Origin of the sequence: Bdellovibrio sp. ArHS (assembly GCF_000786105.1) — a bacterium.
GTDB lineage: Bacteria > Bdellovibrionota > Bdellovibrionia > Bdellovibrionales > Bdellovibrionaceae > Bdellovibrio.
Genome location: NZ_JTEV01000021.1, coordinates 104,442 through 120,272, shown reverse-complemented (window position 1 = coordinate 120,272; position 15,831 = coordinate 104,442). Strand labels below are relative to the sequence as shown.

The window sequence follows — 15,831 nt, the reverse complement described above, 5'->3', positions numbered from 1 at the left end:
CGTCTTCTTTGACAGGACCTTGGTCTTAAGTTACGATTCCCCAATAAATTTGTAAGTATGCAGAAATCTTATAGATTTTTGAAAATCGCGCTGCGGGGAATGAACTTTGAGTAAGCTTCTTTGTGTCTTGTTAATTACTTCTTTATTTTCGATGGGTTGGGCTGCTCCCGCCAAGAAGAAAACCGCTAAAAACTCGAAGGCGTCTGTACAAGCGGCGGCGCCGGTGCCATCGGGCTTGGTGATCAAAAACATCGAGGTCGCGGGAAATCGTAAAATTGAAAAAGATGCGATTCTAACCAAGATCACTTCTAAGGTGGGTGCCGAGTATTCTGCGCAAAGCATTCGCGATGATGTGGAAGCGTTGTTTAAGCTGGGATTCTTTAACGACATTGAAGTCAGTCGTCAGGTGACCGGCAAAGATGTTGTTTTGACTTACAAAGTTCTTGAGAAGCCTTCCATTGTGGAAATCACTTACGAAGGCAATAGCGAAGTGAAGTCTGACGACATCGCCGATGCCACGGGAATCAAAGCGTATCAGTTGTTAAACATGGCCAAGGTCAAAGAGGCCGTTGAAAAAATCCAAAAGCTTTACGAAGACAAAGGTTATTTCCTGGCGAAGGTGGACGCTGAAGTTCAAAATATCAATAAAGACGAAACCGTCCGCTTGGTTTTCAAAGTTCGTGAAAATGACAAAGTCAAAGTGAAGAAGATCACGTTTCTGGGTAATAAAAACCTGGGCGATGGGCAGCTGAAATCGAAAATGCTGACTCAGGAAGGCGGCTTCTTCTCGGGCCTTTCGGGCTCTGGTCAATACAAGCAAGAGATGTTTGAGCGCGACGTGCAGATCCTGCGCTTCCTGTATTGGAATCAAGGTTATGTCCAAGCAAAAGTCGACCGTCCGCAAGTGACAGTGACGCCGGATAAGAAAAATATCTACATTACCATTCGGATTGAGGAAGGTGAACAGTATGATGTTGGCGAAGTGGATTTCGCCGGCGATATTCTGTTTCCGAAGCAAGAGTTGTATGAGGCGATCAAGATCGACGATAACGGTGTTTTTGCCTACGATGTTTTGCAAAAAGACATCAGCGAGTTGACGGCGAAATATGGAGATCTGGGCTACGCCTATGCCAACGTGATTCCGCGCACGGCCTTCAATGCCAAAGAACGCAAAGTGAATTTGATCTTCGAATTCGACAAGGGTTCTAAAGTTTACTTCGGTAAGATCAACATGATCGGCAATACGAAGACGCGTGATAAAGTCATCCGTCGCGAGTTAAAAATCAATGAGGGCGAGCTTTACAACGAAACCCGCCGTCGTCAGTCCTTAGAAAATATCCAACGTTTGGGTTACTTTGAAGAGGTCAACTTTAAGACCTCGATTGATCCTGAGCGCACGGAAGTGATGAATGTGGATATTGCCGTGAAGGAAAGAAATACCGGGCAGATTCAATTAGGGGCCGGTTACGGAACGTCCCAAGGTTTCACGTTACAGGGGTCAATCAATCAGGCGAACTTTTTAGGAAAAGGTCAAAACCTTGGTGCTTCACTGAATCTAAGTAATACCGGAAGTTACTACAGTCTTTCGTTCACTGAGCCGTACTTCAACGACACACTTTGGTCGGTGGGTGGTGACCTTTATCAAAGTGCGAACTCGGCGCGTGCGGACTACGATGAAAAGCACACCGGCGGGGCGATCCGCTTTGGTCATCCCTTGGCAGAGTTCACTCGCGGATATCTGCGCTATAAATACGATGATACGCTCTTGGAAGAAAAATTCGATAGTGAAGAGCAGTCTTTAACGGACCGTGATTTGTTCCCTCTCGAAACAGCATCGGGCGTGACTTCGTCGGTTACCGCGACAATTGACTATGACACTCGCAATGACCGTCAAATGCCGACCAAAGGGATGTACGCAAGTGCATCTTATGAGTATGCAGGTCTAGGCGGGGATTTGAAGTTCACTCGTATGAATACGAATTTCCGTTATTATAAAAACCTCTTCTGGGATGTGGTGTGGCGAAATAACATCAGTTACGCCCGCATCGATTCTTTGGAAGGCCAAGACGTGCCTTTCAGTGAGCTTTATCTTCTTGGTGGCCCTTATTCATTGCGTGGTTATCGTTCGTACCGTGTGGGTAAAATGAAACTATCCAACAAGATCAAAGCGAAGATCATCGCGGACAACCCGGGGATTAGTGACGAAGAAGCCACAAAACGTGCGATGCGTTTCTATGGTGGTACTCAGCAGGCTATGTACCAGACGGAATTACAGTTCCCTTTGGTGAAAGAAGCTGGCATCATGGGTGCTGGATTCTTCGACGTCGGTGCTGCGGACGATCTCTTATCTGAAGATAACTTCTACGCGGACGTCGGCTTCGGTATCCGCTGGTACTCTCCGATCGGGGTCCTGCGTTTTGAATGGGGTTTCCCATTGAATCGCGATCCACTTTATCACGACGCCACCGTGTTTGAGTTTTCGATCGGGCCTAGCTTCTAGTGCGAATGCGCGGGGCGGGTTGGCAGTTGGAATGAAATAGAAACCTTTAAGGAGGATTGATGAAAAAAATGTTGATCGTGCTAAGCATGCTTATGACGGCATCCTTTGCACAAGCGGAAGCAAAAGTAGGTTACGTGGATATGCAAAAAGCTATTCAATCTACTTCTGCAGGTAAGAAAGCAAAAACGGAACTTGAAACAGAGTTCAATAAAAAGAAAAAAGAATTGGAAAAGAAAGAAGCTGATTTGAAGAAAATGGGCGAAGACTTGGAAAAGAAAAAGTCTGTTCTTTCTGAAGATGCTCTAGGCAAAAAACAAGCGGAATTCCAAGAAGAAATGTTGAAGTACCGTGATGTTGTTGGCAAAAGCCAAGTTGAAATCCAAAAGAAAGAGCGCGAATTGACGGCGCCGATTTTGGAAAAAATGAAAAAAGTGATCGGCAAGATCGCAAAAGACAAAGGCTACACAATGGTGATCGAAAACTCCCAGATGGTGCTTTATGCAACACCTGAGGCGGATTTAACACAAGAAGTGATTACGGCCTTCGAAAAAGAAAAGTAGTTCTCAGATAAAACGAAAGGGGCCTGGAAAGGCCCTTTTCTAGTTTAAGGTAATGGTATTCATGGCAAATTATAAAGTTCATCCAAGCAGTGTTATCTCTCCCGAAGCTGAAATAGCAGACGATGTTGAAATCGGTCCGTACTGCTTGATTCAAGGTAAAGTTAAAATTGGCAAAGGCACTTTTATAGAAGGTCATGTGACCTTGGGTTCTCGCCATGGTGTTTTGGAAATTGGCGAAAACAATCATTTCTCTCCAGGTGCTGTCATCGGTGGTCCTCCTCAAGACGTTTCTTATAAAGGTGAACCCACAAAGTTAATCATTGGAAAAAATAATACCTTCCGCGAATTCACTACGGTGAATATCGGAACGCCCAAAGGTGGCGGTGTAACGTCCGTCGGCGACAACTGTCTATTGATGGCTTACACGCACGTCGGACATGACTGTCATATTGGCAACAACGTGGTGATCGTGAATGGCTGTCATTTGGGTGGCCATTGTGAAATTGAAGACAATGTGACGATCGGTGGGGTGTCCGCGTTGAATCAGTTCACTAAAGTAGGGCGCGGCGCCTTCATCGCGGGATCTTCGATCGTGAATAAGGACATTTTGCCTTTTTCTCGCGCGCAAGGAAACTACGCGACGATTCGTGCGACCAACAAGATCGGCCTTTCTCGCAAAGGATTCCCGCGTGAAGAAGTGGCCAATGTGCATAAGGCTATTCGCATTATCATCATGGGATCGCACACCGTCGATGAAGGTATCGAACGCATTAAGCAAGAGTGTGTTATGAGTCCTAACATTGAGTACTTCATCAACTTCATTAAGTCTTCGAAGCGAGGTATTGCTGTCGATAGAAGCCCTAAGGGCTGGCAAGATGATGAATAAAGGGCGTCGCCCTTGGATCTGGAATCAGGAGATTTTAAAATGACTTCTGGAAAAAAATTAAGAGCTGCCGTCGTTGGCGTTGGTTATCTCGGTAATTTTCATGCTCAGAAATATAAAAACAACCCTCAGGTAGAACTGATTGGGGTCTGTGATCACTTCCCGGCGCAAGCGGACAAAATCGCTGCCGAGCTTGGCGTTAAAAGCTTTCATCGTCCACAGGATCTTTTGGGACAGGTGGATCTGGTGACTGTGGCAGCCAGCACTCTTAGTCACTTCGAGGTGGCTAAGCTGTTCCTGCAAAACGGCGTGCACGTGAATGTTGAAAAACCGATCACGGCCACGTTGGCGCAGGCGGAAGAGCTTGTCGCTCTAGCGGAAAAGAACAACTTAAAGTTGGCGGTAGGGCATATTGAACGCTTCAATCCTTCCGTTGTGGAAGTAAAAAAGAATTTGAAAAAGCCGCGTTTGATTGAAATGACCCGCATGGCGACTTACAAAGCCCGTGGTGCGGATGTCAGCGTTCTGCATGACCTTATGATTCATGATATCGATATGCTGTTCTTTTTAAGTGGCAGCAGCGAAATTGAATCCATGGTGGGCACAGGAACAAAACTTATCTCGAAAGAGCTGGACACGGCTTCCGTCACTTTCAAAATGAAAAATGGTGTGGTGGGGATCATCAATGTCAGTCGTGTTGCTTCGACGATGCAAAGATCCGTGCGTGTTATCGAGGATGATTTCACCCTGTTTGCCAACACAGGGACCCATGAGCTGGAAAAAGGTGAAAAGGGTGCCGGTGGTGACGAACTGGTGAAGTTTACCAAATGGACTTTGGAAAAAGCGGATGCTTTGCAAAAAGAAACAGATGCATTCGTGGACGCTGTTATAAATAATAAAAAGCCCGTGGTCACAGGTTGGGACGGTCTGGTTGCACTAAAAGCCATCGAAGATGTGCAAAGATGGATCGAGGGCTGATGGATCAGGTTTTGATTGTTGCGGCGGAAGCCTCAAGTGTCACCTATGCGCAAAGAATTCTTGAAGCCTGGAAAAAACAGGGTCGACAGGTTCACGCGTTTGGTGTGGGCAGCCAGGATATGGAAGATATCGGATTTGAACGTCTGGGAAAATCCGAAGAAATGGCTGTGGTCGGGGCCGCTGAAATCATCGCTCAGTACAGTCATCTGAAAGGCGTTTTTGACAGCCTCGTCGTCGAGGCGGAAAAAAGACGCCCGAAAGTGGCCATTGTCATGGACTATCCCGAATTCAATCTGATGCTTGCCAAGAAGCTTCATGCGATGGGAATTCCCGTTGTCTATTACATCTCGCCGCAAGTATGGGCATGGCGTAAGGGGCGCGTAAAAACCATTAAGAAATATTGCAAAGAGGTTTTCGTCCTCTTTCCATTTGAAGTGCCTTTTTACGAGGAACACGAAGTTCCCGTTGAATTCGTGGGGCATCCACTTTTGGATGAACTCGATGACAAACTTTTAAATGACAAAGACTATCTAAAGATCCATCGCAATCAGTGCGGAATCCGGGATGATGAGATTGTTCTGGGTTTGATGCCCGGAAGTCGTCGTTTGGAGTTGAAACAACATTTCCAGATCCAATTGGATACCGCGCGAGTGTTGGCAAAAAAATATCCGAATCTAAAAGTTGTCATCTTAACGGCGCCAACATTTTCAAAAGAAAAAATGCAAGAGTATTTGGAGGACTTCCGTCTTCCCTATGTACTTTTGAAAGACGAACCGTTCCGGATGATTCATCTTGTGGATATGATGCTAGTCGCTTCGGGCACGGCAACACTGCAAGTGGGAATTCTGAAGAAGCCCATGGTGATCATGTACCGCATGAAGTGGCTGACCGGCGTTTTCGCCAAGCTGATGGTGCGCGGGACAAAATATTTTGGATTAGTGAATCTGATTTTAAACAAAGAGGCTGTGCCAGAAAGATTTCAGTCGGAGGTGACCCCCGAACATTTGGCTTCTTTACTGGAAAAGTATATCATAGATCCTGCATATAAGGCTCAGGTCGTCCATGATTTGGAAGAACTGCGGAAGTATTTGGGGGATCGTGGCGCCACTCAACGGGTTGTCAAAGCTTTGGATAAATACTTAACAAAATGAAGTACTACTTAAAACCTTTATCTTTTTTGTATACCCAGGTCGTGGGGGTTAAAAACTCTCTCTACAGCCGTGGCATGATACGGGTTTTTAAGGCGCCGGTTCCAGTTGTCAGCATCGGCAATCTGACAGTCGGCGGAACAGGAAAGACGCCCATCACCGACTACTGCTTGAAATCCCTGGTTGCCGAGGGAAAAAAGGTGGCGGTGATCAGTCGCTCTTATCGCGCGGATGTGGCAAGTCCGTCGTTGGTGGATGTCGAACATCCTTTTGCCGCTCGTTACTATGGCGACGAGCCAGTCCTTTTGGCTCAGTCCAATCCTGAAGTGGCTGTTTTTGTCGGACCCAGCAAATGGCAGACGGCGAAATATGCTATCAGCCAAGAGCAATTTGATCTTTTGATTGTCGACGATGGTTTTCAACATCGGAAGTTGCATCGTGATTTGAACATAGTGATCCTGGATGCAACGGAAAGCCTTGAAAATTACGCCGTTTTGCCGGAAGGCCGAGCGCGCGAATCCTGGGATGGCGTGGAAAGAGCCGATGTTCTGGTTCTTTCCAAATGCAATCTGGCGGCAGAGGCTGATATGAAGGCCTTGGAAAGTCGCCTGCCTAAGGATAAAGAAATTCTTTATCTGGGCTATCAAATCAATCACTTGAAAAACAGCGGGACAAAGGCGGTTCTTTCCCGAGAAGAGCTGAAAGAAAAAAATCTATTTCTAGTTTCCGCAATCGCTCGCCCTGATGTCTTTGAAACAATGATGAGAAATATCGGAGAGGTTTCAAAACGAAGCCTGCATTATCGCGATCACCACCAGTACACGGCCGCGGATGTGGCTCATATCGAAGATGAATTCCGCAAATCCAAGGCGGACTATTTAATCACCACCGAAAAAGACGCCGTCAAACTGCGCCAACTTTTCTCAGACTCCTCATTGCTCTGGAGTGCTTCCTTGGAAGTGGTTGAGCAGGGGAAGAAGGGACGTCTTCATGAACTTATTTGTCAGATTCTTCGTTAAAGTGATGAGCTTTTTCAGCTCGCTGTTTCCGCGCTCCTGGCTTCGCAAGTCCGGCTCGTGGGTGGGTTTTCTTTGGTTCGATGTTTTTGGTTTTCGTAAGAAAATTGTTCTTAATAATTTGGATATCGCTTTTCCTGAGTTGAGCGAAGACCAGAAGTATCGCATCGGGCGCGAATCCGTCTATAATCTTGGCTATAACTTCGGAGAATTCTTTTTCATTCCCTCACTCTCCCAGAAATGGATCGCGAAGAATGTCGTTTATGAGGGATGGGAAAACGTAGAAAAAGCCCGGGCGGCGGGAAAGGGCATGTTCTTTCTAACGCTGCACTTGGGTAACGGAGATTTGGCGGCGAACACCTTGGTTATGAAGGGACAGGAAACCTTCATTATTACGAAGAAGTTTAAGACTCAATGGTTCAATGATCTGTGGTTTGCCACACGCGGAGCCAAAGGTGTTCAATACATCGATGCGCACGCTCCCAACAACGCCTTTGAAATTCTCAAAGCCCTAAAAAAGAATGCCGCGATCGTCTTTGTCCTGGATCAATATATGGGAAAACCTTTCGGGGTTGCCACGACCTTCTTTGGTAAAAGAACGGGAACGGCCTATGGTCTAGCTTTATTCGCACAGAAAACCAAAGCTCCCGTCTTACCGATTTACACCTTTGAAGGGTCTGATAAAAAACTGCATGTCGTTGTTGAACCAGCTATAGACACATCCCAAAGTGTGTCCGAAGATAAGGATCAGACTATTTTGAATCTGACACAGTCCTTCAATAACAAGTTGGAAGAGATTGTGCGTAAGCACCCTGAACAATGGATGTGGGTGCATCGTCGATGGAAGGATTTTTAGTGAAATTGCCAAAGCTTCTGGGCTCCATTGTTGCGACTGCTTTTTTGGCGTCATGCTCTTCATCCGTTTTGAAGTATGAGAAATCTGAAAATCTCAAAAAGAACGAAGAGTTCGAAAGTGTCGTAACTATCGTGAAACCCGAAGCGCCCATCGCAACACCGGCGGACGTCACGCAACAGACGAACACCGCAGCGACGCCTGGGAGCAAAACTCCTTCGGTAAAAGCACCCGCAAAGCCCGGCAAAACTCCGAAGAAACCCGTGAAGAAGGCGGAAAGCAAAACTTCTGCAGAAGTGAAAACAGCAGCCCCAAAGCCCACGAAGGGAGCCAAAGTGGAAGAGGTGAAGGCGCCCACAGTGCTTACTCGTCAGCCTGATATTGAAGATACGGCGGGATTTGAGGGGGCTAGTCGTCGCCCGGTGAAAGATCCCTTTCGTGTCGGCGAAGAAGTCATTCATAACGTTCATTACTTCAAAGTGTCTGCCGGCGAACTGCGTTTGAAAGTCGAACCCTTTTCGATGGTGAATAACCGCAAGTCCTATACCTTCGCCATTGAAATCAAAACCAGCAGGCTCTTTAACAGTTTCTATAGTGTCGATGACCGTGTCGAAACCTTCGTGGATTTTGAAGATCTGGTGCCTCGCGTATTTCAATTACATGTGAAGGAATCCAATCAGCTGCGCGAAGCCAAGATGCTCTTTGATACCGAAAAAAATACCGCCACTTTCTGGGAAAAGAAGGTGACCAAAGAAGACGGCGAAGAGGAAAAGCGTCAACAGTGGGAACTTCTCCCATTTTCTCAAAACGTCTACAGCGCGGTTTATTACATGAGAAACTTCCAGTGGGAGCCGGGTAAAGAGTATTCCTTCAGGGTCGCCAATGATAACGAAAACCTGGTTTTTTCCGGCAAAGCCCTACGCCGAGAGGTGTTGGACACCGAGCTAGGACCGATGAAGGCCATTGTGATTCAGCCGAATATTGTTCTGAAGGGGAAATTCAAACCTATCGGTGACAATTTCATCTGGCTTTCTGATGACGATAGAAAGTATGTGTTGCGTATTGAATCCAAGATCAAGATCGGCACCCTGGTTTCTGAAGTCGTTGCAATCAATCCCGGAAAGCCTTAACGCTTTTAAAGCTACTTCCGTTGCGCATCGTTTTGCAAACGCTGGTGTGCCAGCGTTTCGATTTCTTTGGCCAGGAAAAGATTCTGCGAAAGAACCCGATAGAAATTCTGCTGATGGATTTCAAGAAAAACGGAATCCTGCTGCGTGGTGACCGTGGCCGTTCTTAGGCCGCCACTCATCAGTAACGAAATTTCGCCAAAACACGAACCTTGTCCCAGGACATTGATATTTTTTCCGCGTTGGCTGATCACGACATTACCCTGAACCAAGATGTAGCAGGTGTTTCCCGGCTGGCCTTCTTGAAAAATAATCTGATGGGCCGGGGCCTGTTTTAACTGACCTGAAAAGATCAAACTATCCAAACTTTCATTCGGAAGGTCTTTAAAAAAGGGCGAGGACGACAGGGCTTGTAAGACCCAAAAACGATGTTGCAGACTTTGCGCTTTGTCTGTTTTGATCAACTGATCAAATTCGGGCAAATGACGAACCCGCAGAAGTTCGCACTCTTTTGTCGTTATCGCATCCGCCGTGCGGGGCTGATTTAGTAAAAAACTTCGTTCACCAAACAGCGAGCCTTCGCTCAACGAGGCGACCAGTTGCCGACGTTTTTCATCTAACACTCGGTAAATGGCCGCTTGGCCCTTTAAAAGAATGTAGAGGTCACGATCAGTGTTGCCAGCTTGGGTGATGCGAGTATTGGCGGGCACGCGAAAACGCTCGGCCTTTTGCAGCAGAAATTGGGCGAGCTGTGTATCCAAAGAACGAAAGAAAGGCAGTTCGGAGGCCTGCAAAGACACCGGGGAGCCAGGGCTCACTGCACTCGTTTGAAAGCGCACTTCTTTAGGATTCAGCTCTGCAAAATAGGTCTTAAAGGATTCATTCAGCAAGATATTCTCTTGAATCAAAAATTGCAGAAGGGTGTACAATTCTCTAAAGCTGACGAGCCACCCTTGGCCCAGGAAAAACTGAATCAAACCTTCTATCGAACCAGCGTTACGCAAGACGTCTACATACGAATAGTGCAGGGAATGAAGTTGAAAACTTCGTCGTGTTTCTAAGACGGTCAGCGTGCCTCCGTCCTTGGTGGGCGAAAGCTGTAGAGGTTTTAACTGGACCAGTTCTTTTTCAAGTTTCATGCAGGATTCGTATCGGATAAAAACAGCTTTTAACTTACCGAACTTAGGTCTTGAAAGAGGATTCAGACTCGAGTCGATGTGAAACTTCATCGTACAATAAAGCATGGCCATGACTGACTGCCGACATTTTTCGGGATACAAGCCTTGCGCAAAGAATTCTTCCTGCGATCGCACTTGTCCCGCTTTTGAGATCCCTCGCATTTCGCTTCTTATTGTCCATCTGGGGGCCTTGGGCGCGGTTGTGCGCAGTACGTCTTTATTGAGGGCAATGAAACGCAAGTATCCCGCGGCCATGATTACCTGGGTGACAGATGCCCCGGCTCATCATTTATTGAAGAATCACCCGGCGATTGACCGGGTGTTGACTACTAATGAAGCGGATCTTCTTCAGTTGAGCGCGTTGGAGTTTGATGTCGCTTTTGTGATCGACAAATCCTTGAAAGCCACGGGAGTCCTTAACAGAACTCACGCAGATCAAGTCTTTGGCTTCACCGTGCAGGGCAGAAATGGCGCTATTGTTCCCGCAACACCAGCGGCGCAAGAGCTTTGGGAATTAGGTCTGAATAATCATAAAAAATTTTTTGTGAATAAAAAGCCTGAAACACAGTTGATGATCGAAGCACTGGAATTGGGTGCTTACCAAAGAGACGACTACTGGTTGCCCTTGACCGCCGCGGAAGAACGTCTTTGTCTGCAAAGAAAAGAAGAGTTTCTGTCTAGGAAACAAAAGAAATATGTGATCGGATTGAACACCGGGTGCAGCGACGTGATTGCTTACAAAAAGCTCAGCGTCGAATATCATCGCGATTTGATAAAGCGTATCTTCCTGGATTTTCCAGAAGCAGAAGTCGTTCTTTTAGGCGGGCCTGAAGACACGCAAAGAAATAAGCTGATCTCGGAAGGTTTGGACGTAATTTCGACGGCAACGGAATCAGGTCTGCGCGATGGACTTATCAGTGTTGCGGCCTGCGACATCGTCGTCACCGGCGACAGCTTGGGAATGCACATGGCCATTGCTCAGAAAAAGCAGGTGATCGCATGGTTTGGTCCGACTTGTGCTCACGAAATAGACCTCTACGATCGGGGAGTTCACGTTCTGACGAAGAGTCCCTGTAGCCCCTGTTGGAAGAGGACTTGTGAAAAAAGCATTATGTGCTACGATCAGGTGTCTTTAGAGGAAATAGTGAATGCCCTTGAATCTTGTCGTGCAAACAGCCTTTTTGGGAGATCTTCTGCTCTCCATCCCGCTCCTGAAAAAGTGCCGGGACCAATGGCCCCAGCATAAGCTGGCTCTAGTTTGTCGCAAAGGCTTCGGAGACTTCTTTCTTAAAACTCATCTTGTTGACCAGGTTTTTGAAATTGAAAAAGGCAATGCGGACTCTTACGCAAAGATCGTCGAGCATCTTCGCTACGTGGAAGTGGATAATCTGATTTCACCCCACGAATCTTTAAGAACGGCTTTCTTTAACGCCAAAATCAAAGCAAAACACAAAATCAGTTTTCAAAAATCTTGGAATTTTTTGGTCTATTCCAAGCGCACACAAAAAAATCTGCAACTTCCCGATGCTCTAAGGCAATTAAGTTTGTTGGCACCCGAAGATGCTCAGCTTGCCAAAGACCTGACGGCTTATTCCGCACAGGCTCAGCCATACGCTCCCGGTGAACATGGCAAACTTTCAGCTCCGCCGAAGTGGGCATCGATGAGTTTGCGTCACCAGATTCTCGAGCTCTCGCAGATCTATCAGTCTTTGCAAGAGCGCTTTGATCTTCGCGGATTTGACGAAGGCAAAGCGGTTCTGCTTTTCCCGGGCAGTGTGTGGGCGACCAAGCGTTGGACCGAGGAAGGTTTTATCAACGCGGGGAAAGCGCTTCAACAAAAAGGCTACAAAGTGTTTGTTATGGGCGGCCCCGGTGAAGAAGAACTGGCTGAAAAAGTCGCTAAGGCGATTCCGGAGTCACAATCATTGGCAGGAAAAACCAAGATTATTGAGTCTGCGCAATTAATTGCACGGGCGGCCTTGGTCATTGGTAACGACAGTGCTTCGACTCATTTGGCGGCGGTGTGTGAAACACCATTGATCGCAGTTTTTGGGCCGACCATTCTCGAATTTGGTTTCCGTCCCTGGTCTGCGGATAGCTATGTTGTGCAAACGGAAGGGCTTAAGTGCCGACCTTGTGGAAAACATGGCCACAAGGTCTGTCCGATCGGCACTCATGTCTGCATGAAGAATATTTCCGCTGAAGAAGTCCTGCGCACGGCAGGCTTTATTCTTCGTTAGTGTAATCCTTCACATTGATACCGTACTTACGAATCTTGCGCAGCAAAGTGTTCTTAGGAATATTAGCCTGGGCCACGGTCTGATTGATGCGACCGTTGTTGGCTTTCAAAGCACTGACGATAAACTCTTTTTCCATCTCTTCTTTGAAGGCATCAAAATCCAGCGGACCGGAATAACCCACGCTCGCCGTTTTGTCCGAACTCTCTTTAGGAGCCAGCTTCAACGACTCCGGTAAAGAGTCCACAGTGATCTCGTTGGAATTCTCAACGATAAAGGCGCGCTCAATCACGTTTTCCAACTCGCGGATATTGCCGGGCCAGCGATACGCTTTTAACAGAGACAAAACGTCGTCAGTCACGCCGTGAATGGTGCGACCGTGCTGTTTTGAAAACTTCTTAATAAAGTTTTGGGTTAAGGCTTCGATGTCGTCAATACGTTCACGCAAAGGCGGCAGAAAGATCGGCATCACGTTCAGGCGATAGAACAAATCTTCCCGGAACGTGCCTTCTTCCATCATCTTTTCCAAGTTGCGATTGGTGGCAGCGATAATGCGAGTGGTGGTCTTCACTTCGCGGGTTCCGCCCACGGGGGTAAACTTACGTTCCTGAAGAACCCGCAAAAGTTTAACCTGCATATCGGGACGCAACTCGCCAATTTCATCCAGGAACAGGGTGCCGTTGTTGGCCATTTGGAATTTGCCGATTTTTCTTTCCACCGCGCCTGTGAAAGCACCTTTTTCATGACCGAAAAGTTCGCTTTCCATCAGGCTTTCGGGAATAGCGCCGCAGTTGATCGCGACAAAACTTCCCGATTTACGAGGGGAGTTGAAGTGAATGGCCTTGGCCACCAGTTCCTTCCCCGTACCATTTTCGCCACGCACGAGCACCGTCGTGTCCACTTTGCAAAGACGATAGATTAAATTAAAGACCTCTTTCATCTTGGAAGAGCCACCGACAAATTCACTTTCGATATCGTCATCAAAGACCGGATTGGACAGGGCAAGGCTTGAAACCAGGTCGCGCGCTTCCTGACTTTTGCGGACGATTTCAGTCAGCAATTGCGGATTGACGGGCTTTTCCACGTAGTCGTAGGCGCCCTCTTTGATGGCCAAGACCGCATCATGAAGATTCGAATGCGCCGTCATCAGAACGACGAACGTGCGCGGGTCATGTTCTTTGATGGCCGTGAGCGCTTCGATGCCGTTCATCTCTGGCATCTTGACGTCCATGAGCACCAGGTCCCACTGCTGTTGTTTCACTTTATCCAAGGCTTCTTTTCCGGTGGATGCTTCGTCAATAGTGAAGTCAATTTCCGGCATCGTCGATTTCAGAATTGAAATGACAGAGCGGCGCAACTCAGCTTCATCGTCTACAATCAGGGTGTGGAGTTTATTTGTCATGCGATCACCTCAGTTTCATTTTCTACTACGATTTCAGAATCCAGCGGTAAAGTGAAAGAGACCGTCGTGCCTTGGCCCACGGTGCTTTCCATTTTTACTTTCCCGCCATGCAGTTCAATAAAGTATTTTACTAAGTAAAGTCCTAAACCTGTTCCTTTGGTGCGAAGATCCTGGTCGCTACCGCGAGTGAACTTACGCCATACTTTGTCCATGTCTTCGGGTTTGATACCTTCCCCGGTGTCTTTGACAATGACGTGAACCATGTCATCGGCCTCCAGAGAGATCACTTCGATTTGGCCATCACGAGGTGTGTATTTGATGGCATTTTCCACCAGGTTGATGATCACCTCTTTGATCAACGTCAAGTCAAACTCCAAAGAGAACATAGGTTCCAGGGCCGTGTGGATTTGAATGTTCTTTTCCCGCGCCAAAGGACGCAAGGTTTGCAGCGCTTCCTCAATCACTTCGTTGATATCACCGACTTCGGTGTGAATTTTAAAGTCGCGGGATTCGACACGCAAAACCTTCAGAATGGATTGAATATAGCGGTTTAGTTCGTCTCCATAAACGCGCAAAGAGCGCAGGTCTTGGCCCAATTCCGTGTCCGCATTTTGAGTCAGCAAACGATCCACGATGGCCTGAATTTTTGCGATCGGTGTTTTGAGATCGTGGGAGATCAAACTGACGAAGTTGTTTTTAAGCTGTTCTAATTCCTGCATGTACTGCTGTTCTTGTTGCAACCGGAAGTTCTTCTTTTCGATTTTTGTCGCCTGATAGCCGATAAAAATGATCCAGCAGGCGCCTAAAAGTACAAACGGCGAAAAGGCAGGGGACCAGAAATAGAAACTATCGAAAACCCAAGCCGACAAGGCGGCCAGCAAAGTGCCGATCCAAAGAATGCAAAACAGCGCGACTGATTGCGGATACGTCGTGATAAGGAAGACCGCCATCATCATCAGAATGAAAAATCCGGCAGCATACCACCAGAACGAAAGACGCTGGATCCACTTGTTTCCCAAAACTGTGTCCGTCACGTGCGCCAGAATCTCTGAGCGTGACAAGGTCCCCACAGGTGTCATGTAAACCGGGGCCGCCGACGTTTCGGCCCCGATCAGGACGATCTTATCGGAAAAGGCGTTCGCAGGAATTTCGTCGTACATGATTTCGCTCAAGGTGTACTGAGTGAAAACGCGGCTGGAACCAGCGTAGTTGATGGGAAGACCTGCCAAAGTTGTAGGAAATTTCTTGCCTGTCAGGCGTTCCACCAGGTGGGGCAGTTCTGCTCTTTGCGGAAACACGCGGCGGACCACACCGTCTTCGTCACGGCGAACTTCGTTATTACCAAGGTTGTCATGGTCGCGGTTGGCAAAGGCCGGTGTCAGGACTCGCTCTAAGCTGTTTGTGGTCGAAGCCCACACCACGCGTTTATCCAGAAATAAACGTTGTTCTTCCTGAGACAAACGGACCGTCCCGATATTGTCGCCGAAATACAAAGTGACCCCGACGGAACGAGGATTCTGGCGCAGAATTTTTAAAAGCAATTCATTCCACACCGGTTTGTTCCAGAAAAAGCTGTCCGTGATGTCGGTGACTTCAGACATGTTGTCCAGGAAGTTGGTCCTGCTGTCGTAAATCGTCGCGAAGTCAGATTGGCGAATGGTGATCAGAACGATCTGTTGGGAGGCTCGTTGATCGCCGCGCAGTTGAAAGCGCTGATCGTAAGAAGTGATTTCATCATTGGAAAGGGCTAGGCACCCGATGCTCCAACACAAAATACAACGGAGCCAAAATCCGCGGCGACGGGAAAAGAATCGAAGCAGGACTTCGAGACGGACTTTGATTTCTCTCAACCCCAGCTTCGCCGGAGTTGGATCTTGATTAGAGGGGTTTTGCACGCGTCGCAACATAGCAAATTTATTAGAAAATTCAACTATTAAAAGCACTTACCG

At 47.4% G+C, this 15,831-nt stretch carries 13 protein-coding genes; 10 read left to right on the top strand and 3 right to left on the bottom strand.

Annotation, left to right across the window (positions count from 1 at the left end; all coding sequences use genetic code 11):
* The first annotated feature begins 106 nt into the window (after positions 1–106).
* The 8 genes from bamA (at position 107) to OM95_RS12485 (ending at position 9,068) form a co-directional block, all read left to right on the top strand.
* Positions 107–2,500 (top strand): outer membrane protein assembly factor BamA, encoded by a 2,394-nt coding sequence (gene bamA / locus OM95_RS12520; protein WP_041874392.1) that lies wholly within the window; start codon positions 107–109, stop codon positions 2,498–2,500.
* 59 nt (positions 2,501–2,559) lie between these two features.
* Complete coding sequence (locus tag OM95_RS12515) at positions 2,560–3,060, top strand: OmpH family outer membrane protein (RefSeq protein ID WP_041874388.1); 501 nt, start codon at positions 2,560–2,562, stop codon at positions 3,058–3,060.
* A gap of 61 nt (positions 3,061–3,121) precedes the next feature.
* Positions 3,122–3,946: an acyl-ACP--UDP-N-acetylglucosamine O-acyltransferase gene (lpxA, locus tag OM95_RS12510; protein ID WP_041874386.1), complete on the top strand. Its 825-nt coding sequence runs from the start codon at positions 3,122–3,124 to the stop codon at positions 3,944–3,946.
* A gap of 39 nt (positions 3,947–3,985) precedes the next feature.
* The gene (locus OM95_RS12505) at positions 3,986–4,921 is read left to right on the top strand and encodes a Gfo/Idh/MocA family oxidoreductase (protein WP_041874515.1); all 936 of its coding nucleotides are present in this window, start codon (positions 3,986–3,988) and stop codon (positions 4,919–4,921) included.
* On the top strand, positions 4,906–6,072 hold the full coding sequence (gene lpxB / locus OM95_RS12500; protein ID WP_291516294.1) for a lipid-A-disaccharide synthase: 1,167 nt from the start codon (positions 4,906–4,908) through the stop codon (positions 6,070–6,072). The genes OM95_RS12505 and lpxB overlap by 16 nt, the downstream gene beginning before the upstream one ends.
* A complete protein-coding gene (gene lpxK / locus OM95_RS12495) occupies positions 6,069–7,088 on the top strand; it encodes a tetraacyldisaccharide 4'-kinase (RefSeq protein ID WP_041874383.1) in 1,020 nt (339 codons plus the stop codon). Before lpxB ends, lpxK begins: the two co-directional genes overlap by 4 nt.
* On the top strand, positions 7,060–7,941 hold the full coding sequence (locus OM95_RS12490; RefSeq protein ID WP_041874382.1) for a lysophospholipid acyltransferase family protein: 882 nt from the start codon (positions 7,060–7,062) through the stop codon (positions 7,939–7,941). Before lpxK ends, OM95_RS12490 begins: the two co-directional genes overlap by 29 nt.
* The gene (locus OM95_RS12485) at positions 7,941–9,068 is read left to right on the top strand and encodes a DUF3108 domain-containing protein (RefSeq protein WP_291516292.1); all 1,128 of its coding nucleotides are present in this window, start codon (positions 7,941–7,943) and stop codon (positions 9,066–9,068) included. The genes OM95_RS12490 and OM95_RS12485 overlap by 1 nt, the downstream gene beginning before the upstream one ends.
* Before the next feature lie 11 nt (positions 9,069–9,079).
* On the opposite strand, the gene OM95_RS12480 is transcribed toward OM95_RS12485, so the two are convergent.
* Positions 9,080–10,405, bottom strand: coding sequence for a cyclic nucleotide-binding domain-containing protein (locus tag OM95_RS12480; protein ID WP_291516290.1), 1,326 nt, complete (start codon positions 10,403–10,405; stop codon positions 9,080–9,082).
* A gap of 67 nt (positions 10,406–10,472) precedes the next feature.
* On the opposite strand from OM95_RS12480, the gene OM95_RS12475 reads away from it, so the two are divergent.
* Positions 10,473–11,489, top strand: a complete 1,017-nt coding sequence (locus tag OM95_RS12475; RefSeq protein ID WP_291516289.1) for a glycosyltransferase family 9 protein — start codon at positions 10,473–10,475, stop codon at positions 11,487–11,489.
* A complete protein-coding gene (locus OM95_RS12470) occupies positions 11,392–12,483 on the top strand; it encodes a glycosyltransferase family 9 protein (RefSeq protein ID WP_041874374.1) in 1,092 nt (363 codons plus the stop codon). Before OM95_RS12475 ends, OM95_RS12470 begins: the two co-directional genes overlap by 98 nt.
* Here OM95_RS12470 and OM95_RS12465 read toward each other — a convergent pair.
* Complete coding sequence (locus tag OM95_RS12465) at positions 12,470–13,882, bottom strand: sigma-54 dependent transcriptional regulator (protein ID WP_041874372.1); 1,413 nt, start codon at positions 13,880–13,882, stop codon at positions 12,470–12,472. The two genes, OM95_RS12470 and OM95_RS12465, sit on opposite strands and share 14 nt — an antisense overlap.
* Positions 13,879–15,789 carry a CHASE2 and HATPase_c domain-containing protein gene (locus OM95_RS12460; RefSeq protein WP_291516287.1) on the bottom strand — a complete coding sequence of 637 codons (1,911 nt, stop codon included), beginning with the start codon at positions 15,787–15,789 and terminating at the stop codon, positions 13,879–13,881. Before OM95_RS12460 ends, OM95_RS12465 begins: the two co-directional genes overlap by 4 nt.
* Positions 15,790–15,831: the final 42 nt, after the last annotated feature.

Coding starts and splice junctions, on each gene's coding strand:
- OM95_RS12515 (WP_041874388.1), top strand. CDS start 2,560: ATGAAAAAAATGTTGATCGTGCTAAGCATGCTTATGACGGCATCCTTT.
- lpxA (WP_041874386.1), top strand. CDS start 3,122: ATGGCAAATTATAAAGTTCATCCAAGCAGTGTTATCTCTCCCGAAGCT.
- OM95_RS12505 (WP_041874515.1), top strand. CDS start 3,986: ATGACTTCTGGAAAAAAATTAAGAGCTGCCGTCGTTGGCGTTGGTTAT.
- lpxB (WP_291516294.1), top strand. CDS start 4,906: ATGGATCGAGGGCTGATGGATCAGGTTTTGATTGTTGCGGCGGAAGCC.
- lpxK (WP_041874383.1), top strand. CDS start 6,069: ATGAAGTACTACTTAAAACCTTTATCTTTTTTGTATACCCAGGTCGTG.
- OM95_RS12490 (WP_041874382.1), top strand. CDS start 7,060: ATGAACTTATTTGTCAGATTCTTCGTTAAAGTGATGAGCTTTTTCAGC.
- OM95_RS12480 (WP_291516290.1), bottom strand. CDS start 10,405: ATGCGAGGGATCTCAAAAGCGGGACAAGTGCGATCGCAGGAAGAATTC.
- OM95_RS12475 (WP_291516289.1), top strand. CDS start 10,473: ATGAAACGCAAGTATCCCGCGGCCATGATTACCTGGGTGACAGATGCC.
- OM95_RS12470 (WP_041874374.1), top strand. CDS start 11,392: ATGCCCTTGAATCTTGTCGTGCAAACAGCCTTTTTGGGAGATCTTCTG.
- OM95_RS12465 (WP_041874372.1), bottom strand. CDS start 13,882: ATGACAAATAAACTCCACACCCTGATTGTAGACGATGAAGCTGAGTTG.
- OM95_RS12460 (WP_291516287.1), bottom strand. CDS start 15,789: ATGTTGCGACGCGTGCAAAACCCCTCTAATCAAGATCCAACTCCGGCG.